The sequence below is a fragment of the Bacillus sp. XF8 genome (genome assembly GCF_017498755.1).
Lineage (GTDB): Bacteria > Bacillota > Bacilli > Bacillales > Bacillaceae_G > Bacillus_A > Bacillus_A bingmayongensis.
Map to the genome: position 1 here is coordinate 1 of NZ_JAGDQK010000079.1, position 6,122 is coordinate 6,122.

3 protein-coding genes and 2 pseudogenes are annotated in these 6,122 nt (G+C 35.0%); 1 reads left to right on the forward strand and 4 read right to left on the reverse strand.

The window, feature by feature from the left end:
• Window positions 1–998: 998 nt before the first annotated feature.
• A pseudogene (locus J4P91_RS27930) lies at window positions 999–1,250 on the forward strand (serine hydrolase domain-containing protein); the annotation flags it as partial.
• Window positions 1,251–1,464: 214 nt separating this feature from the next.
• On the opposite strand, the gene J4P91_RS27935 reads toward J4P91_RS27930, so the two are convergent.
• The 4 genes and pseudogenes from J4P91_RS27935 to J4P91_RS27950 all read right to left on the reverse strand — a co-directional run bounded on the left by J4P91_RS27935 (window position 1,465) and on the right by J4P91_RS27950 (window position 5,435).
• Window positions 1,465–2,667 (reverse strand): macrolide family glycosyltransferase, encoded by a 1,203-nt coding sequence (locus J4P91_RS27935; RefSeq protein ID WP_207996685.1) that lies wholly within the window; start codon window positions 2,665–2,667, stop codon window positions 1,465–1,467.
• A gap of 429 nt (window positions 2,668–3,096) precedes the next feature.
• Complete coding sequence (locus tag J4P91_RS27940) at window positions 3,097–3,783, reverse strand: IS6 family transposase (RefSeq protein ID WP_207996686.1); 687 nt, start codon at window positions 3,781–3,783, stop codon at window positions 3,097–3,099.
• Window positions 3,784–3,849: 66 nt separating this feature from the next.
• A pseudogene (locus tag J4P91_RS27945) lies at window positions 3,850–4,041 on the reverse strand (IS4 family transposase); the annotation flags it as partial.
• Between the two features lie 224 nt (window positions 4,042–4,265).
• Complete coding sequence (locus tag J4P91_RS27950) at window positions 4,266–5,435, reverse strand: serine hydrolase domain-containing protein (RefSeq protein ID WP_207996687.1); 1,170 nt, start codon at window positions 5,433–5,435, stop codon at window positions 4,266–4,268.
• Window positions 5,436–6,122 lie beyond the last annotated feature (687 nt).

The window sequence follows — 6,122 nt, forward strand, 5'->3', positions numbered from 1 at the left end:
CGATTACTTACTATTGCATAAAATTTGATTGTACTGAATTTGACTTTTTATCTGTTAAAGAACTTTGCAACAGAACCGTTTATAGTCTATTTGTTTTTGTTTATTCTTATCAGGATTCATTAGTTCTTCGCCACGCTTCCCTAAAAATTTTCGTATTTATAGGGAAGCGTGTAGAGCCTTGCTATAAGGGGGCACCATATCATTTCGAGAAAATTGTACGCTAAGGAGTTTAAAAAGGTTGTGTGGATTTAATAAACGTTTATAAATAAAATTCTAAATATCTAATTATAATAGGTGAAAAAGACGATCAATAGTTGGGGTACGGAAATGATTCGAATTTACATTCTTTCTCAATACATATTATAGATAAATAAAGTAAAATATGGGCTGAGGGTATGTCTCATGTTGTGTTAATCCTAACAATAACTAAGGATACATAATATGCTTTCATACCCGTGAACTACTCACCACTTAGCTGACGCTTGAAGTGGGAGCTTCTTGGGAAGTAAATGCTTTTACTAGCCACTTATGTTTACCAAGCTAACAGGGTAGTCCCTACCCTAAAAATAATATTTGTACGTTGGACTCGTCTACGCTACTTACTTCACTTGGTTTTCGCATAGTTCAGTAGCGTAGGTGATAGAACGTTGAAGATTTTACGTTGTAGACGAATTTCCTACAACAACCTCATATCTTCAGTTTTCAAAGAGCAATCTGCACAAGTGTATTCTAACATTTCAGATAATTATTTTACAAACACTTTGGCGTAAGCCAACCGAAATTCATCTCCCACTTATCGTTGGGCTACGCCCTTCACACGATTGAAGTGAGAGAATTCTTTTCGGAAACCTAGTTAAATGGCTCAAATTGTTGATATTGATAGATACCTTTGTACTGGGGCTTTAATCTATATGAGTGAGGGCCTTTTCCCTAAGCCTAGGAGGTAAGGAACAGTAAACAGCCACCTATACAATATGAATAGAGGAGAGGAATGCCTTATGAAAATACTTAGTCAAATTACATTTGCAAGTCTGGCCCTTTTAATAACTGGAAGTTCCCTGCTCTACACATCGCCAACCTCAATTGTAAAAGCAGAGCCCACTCAAAATGTATCTAGTTCGTTACAAACAAGCGCTCAACGAGATCATAATTCTGTCAAGCAAGCAATGCGGGATACATTGCAACTTGGATACCCGGGGATACTTGCTAAAACTTCTGAGGGTGGAAAAACGTGGGGTTATGCCGCTGGGGGAGCATATTGATAAGATAACTTATGTAAACTAACAAAAAGTTGGCTATAATTTTAAGCTCCTGTCATAAGATTGTAGATAATTGACATCTAAATTACTCATTTTGATTGCCTCCATATAATTTGAATGGTTAACTATTTAAGGATAAAATAATTACAGTATGTTCCTTGTATTAATTTTGCCCTATTGCTTAACAAACATTAATACTTCTATTTTATTTAATCCCCATTTTAAATTTAAAGATATCAATTGCTTCAACTGCTTTACTATATCCTCCAGCGTTTTTCAAAGAACCTCCAATTTTATAACTATTTTCTGAATATATATCATTCGATAGTACATGCATTGCTGTATTACGTAATACCTCTGGAATAAGATTCTTACGGCTTAATTGTATACCGGCTTTTAATTCTTCTATCCTTTGAGCTACTATAGGCTGATCTCCCATAACTGGTATAACTACCATAGGAACACCAAAATATAAGCTTTCACTAGAACTATTCATTCCTCCATGCGTAATAAAAAGATTAGCTTGTTTCAATACTTCCAACTGAGGGACGTAATTATACACTCTAAAATTAGAGGGGATATTGTTCAATTCACTGATATCAATATGTTTTCCGACTGACAGTATGATGGTAGCAGGAGTATTTTTAAATGCTTCAAAGCATGTATAATAGAAATCCAGTTGTTGATTAAATACAGTTCCCATAGAAATAAAAATGAGTCTATCAACTTTCTTTTGTTTGAAGGATATATTTTGTACATCTTGACGTGGTGGGATAGAGGGACCAACAAAAATGTAAGAATCATCAAATTCTTCTACATCCGGTTGGAAAAATTTAGATGTATATACGATCGTAATATTTCCAGGGCATGTCATTACATTTTGTTTTTCATTCATAGAAATGCCATATATCTCTTGCCACTTTTCTAAAATATTCATAGCTTCTTGATAAAAGGATGCTTTTTTGTCTCCTTCGTTTTGATTTTTCATTAGAGCAGTAAATAATTTTTTGGTAACTGCAAATGTTGTACATGACGAAATCTTAGGTAATTTTAGTGCTTCAGCCACAATCCATCCTACTGCGAAATTATTATCATATATTACATAATCGTATTCTTCTTCCTTTATCTCTTCTAGGATTATCTTTATTATGTTGTCCATAGATTTTACCATGTGTAATAATAGTTCATGGGGATTTGTTTTTCCATTCATTCTTTCTATCATGTCTATCTGTACCAAGAAATTTTCATATGGACGAAACGAAGCCCCTGTTTTCTCGATCTTCCTTCTATACTCTTCCGTACAATAGTAAATAACATCTTCTCCTCTTCTTATTAGTTCTTCAACAAGAGCAAGAGTTGGATTAACATGTCCTTCTCCTGGAAAATTAAACATTAGAACTTTTGCCATATTTTTGTTCCTCCCCTATAAAATACTAATCTTATTAAGATTGTATCGATGTTTGAATTAAAGACAAGGATTTTCTTTCTAAACAAATTCCTCACTAAGTATTCCTATAATCAAGGCAATTGCTCTTTTCATTTTAATAAGATTACTTGTGCTATTAAATGTAATAAACGATTAAGAAAGAAAATTGATATAAAGATAACATTTAATACATGGTACTCACGATAGGGTTCTGGTGCAAAAATTTCAGGACAATTGCAATGAATCTATAAATCTTGGACATACTGATACTATTACTCTAGAAAGGGTCGCAATTGGTATGGAAAATGAAAATGTATTCAAATGGAAGCATTATCAGCCTGATATTATTTTGTTGGTTCTGTTGCAAAGTTTCCGAAGACATAAAGAGATGGGGAATATTGTGGACCAATTTTATGAAACTATTAATAATTCATGTAATGCGTTATACGTCGAAAAAACGAAGTTTGGTTGAAGACTTCGTTTTTGTTTGTATATAGCATGAACAGTTTCTATACCTTTAATAGTTCGTGAGGCATGGCGAAGACTTTGAAATCCTAAAGAACGGGAGAATCGACGTTTCACATGTCGGTGATCTTGCTCAATGATATTATTGAGGTACTTGATTGTACGATGAAAGGTATTTTTGTAAAGACCTATCTCCTTTAATTTTTTGAATGCGGAAGCTAAAGAAGGGGCCTTATCTGTCGTCAGAACCGTTGGTTCTCCAAAAGTTCGAACAAGTCTTTTCATAAAAGCATATGCTGCTTGTGTGTCCCGTTTTTGACGAAGTTGAATATCGAGTGTTTGTCCCTCTTTATCAATTGCTCGATATAAATAACACCATTTCCCTTTCACCTTGATATAGGTTTCATCCAAACGCCAAGATAACAATGTGTTTTTGTTTTTCTTCTTCCAAATGTGATAGATAAGATTTCCATATTCATGAACCCAGCGCATGATAGTTGTTGGATGAATAGAAATACCACGTTTTTTGAGAATTTCAGACACATCGCGATAACTTAAAGAAAAACGACAATAGTAGCCAACGGCTATTAAAATAATATCCTTCTTGAACTGTTTCCCTTTAAAATATCCCATCTGTGATTCTCCTCGTTTTCTTTTTCGAAAGTGTAGCTTAGTTTAGAAAACTTTGCAACAGAACCGTTTTGTCAATGAAGCGTTTGCTATATCTTCGCTTAACCAAACACAAAGAGCTACTAAATCTTGTGCACAATATTTACTTTTTCGTTGAACAAATCCTATCTTTCTAGCTAATTGCTCTAAATCATCAGGTGACATATATCGTTGTAACTCTTTAGAAAACAATTCTAGTTCATCAAAAACCGATAAGTTCATATCAAAAACGCCATCCTTTCCTATGATTCTACAGAAAGAATAGCGTATTTTTTCATTTTAAGGAAATTTAGTTTTGTTAGCTTGATAGCGATGTGGCAGGATCCCATATCCATCAGCTTAATAACTTACTCTAAAAATTTTTTTAGAGTAAGTTATTTTTTGACCAAAAGGTATATTTTTAAATATAAAAACTATGACAAAATTTTTCTGGTTTCCCTTTTTTCCTACTTGCTAAATTCAGCAAGTAAAATATTTTTAAAAGGATTAGGACTGTCAGTTCTACCCAAACTATTCCAATTGACGACCAACGTATGCTTGCCTCCAAGTTTACCTCCAACAAGAGTAGTAAACCCTAGAATGCCACCTGTGTGTCCCCATATCGAGACACCGCTTGGAAGCTTAGTTTCATAGATTCCAAGACCATATCCATCGATTCCTTCTTTTCCTGTAGGAACTGTAGTAAGCATTTGTTTTAGTTGCTTTTCTTTCAGTAATTTGCCACCGAGCAAGTAAGAGAAGAATTTGTTTAAGTCGTCAGCAGTAGAAATCATATCTCCAGCAGAGCTACCTGCACTTGGGTTATAATAAGTAACGTCTTTTAGCTCACTTGCTCCGTCTGGTTGGACATATCCACGGGCATGGTTGGTGCCTGGAATAACGCTTGAATTGCCAGGTAGGAATGTATTCGACAATTCAAGCGGTTCAATAATCCGATTTTCAATCTCTTCCGCATAGCTGTTTCTGGTTACTTTTTCAATAAGAATACCCAGTAATACATATCCTGTGTTTGAATAAGACCATCCGTCTCCTGGGGAAAAGTCTGGGGGCAGAGAAATCCCCATCTTCACTAACTCTTCAGCCGTATACGATTTTTTTGTATCCGTAAAATCAGCGTCTTTTGACCTTGAGTATTCAGCGATACCACTTGTATGGTTCAATATGTGCCGAATAGTAATCTTGTTACCATCATATCCATTTCCTTGAATAATACCAGGCAACCATTTTTCGATGTAGTCGTCTAGATTCAGGCGATTCTCTCCAGCTAATTGAAGTATAACCGTTGCGGTGAACGTCTTCGTCACACTCCCAATGCGAAAGCGAAAATCTGTTTTCATTGGTTTCTTGGTTCTCAGATCCGCTATCCCAGCGGCATACCCCCACGTTTTTCCACCCTCAGAAGTTTTAGCAAGTATCCCCGGGTATCCAAGTTGCAATGTATCCCGCATTGCTTGCTTGACGGAAGTACGATCTCGTTGAGTATTTGTTTGTAACGAACTAGATACATTTTGAGTGGGCTCTGCTTTTACAATTGAGGTTGGTGTTGTATATAACAGGGAACTTCCAGCTATTAAAAGGGCCAGACTTGCACAAGTAATTTGACTACGTATTTTCATAAGGCATTCCTCTCCTCTATTCATATTGTATAAGTGTTTGCTTACTGTTCCTTACTTCCTGACAAGACTTAGGGAAAGGCCCTCACGCATATAGATTAAAGCCCCAGTACAAAGGTATCTATCAATACCAACAATTTGAGCCATTTAAATCTCCATCCCTTCTATAACAAAATTATTCAAAGGTATGAAAGCATATTATGTACCCTTAGTTATTGTTAGGATTAACACAACATGAGACATAACCCCAACCCATATTTTACTTTATTTATCCATAATATGTATTGAGAAAGAATGTAAATTCGAATCCTTTCCGTACCTCAGCTATTGATCGTTTTTTTCACCTATTATAATTAGTTATTTAGAATTTCATAATAAAAAACTGTAAAAAAATTAACGAGTCCCTTAACGAACAGGAAGTGGTTGAAAAATATGTCTATAGCACAATTTTCTTTTTTTGATATGGTGACCCCATCGCCATCAAGCTAAGGTTTTGAAGTACCCACTAAATGAAATTTTTCTTTCTCTACAGTTAGTTATTTTGAGAAGTCAGCTCATTTTTTGTTTTTGGGGTGTTTACTTTTCTTAAGTTGATGGATGTGTGGTGCTACCCCATCGCTATCAAGCTAAGCTCATACAACGTCACTTATAGTAGAGGTTATTTCTTTTTTTCTAGAGGATACATGTAGG

Coding starts and splice junctions, on each gene's coding strand:
- J4P91_RS27935 (WP_207996685.1), bottom strand. CDS start 2,667: ATGGCAAAAGTTCTAATGTTTAATTTTCCAGGAGAAGGACATGTTAAT.
- J4P91_RS27940 (WP_207996686.1), bottom strand. CDS start 3,783: ATGGGATATTTTAAAGGGAAACAGTTCAAGAAGGATATTATTTTAATA.
- J4P91_RS27950 (WP_207996687.1), bottom strand. CDS start 5,435: ATGAAAATACGTAGTCAAATTACTTGTGCAAGTCTGGCCCTTTTAATA.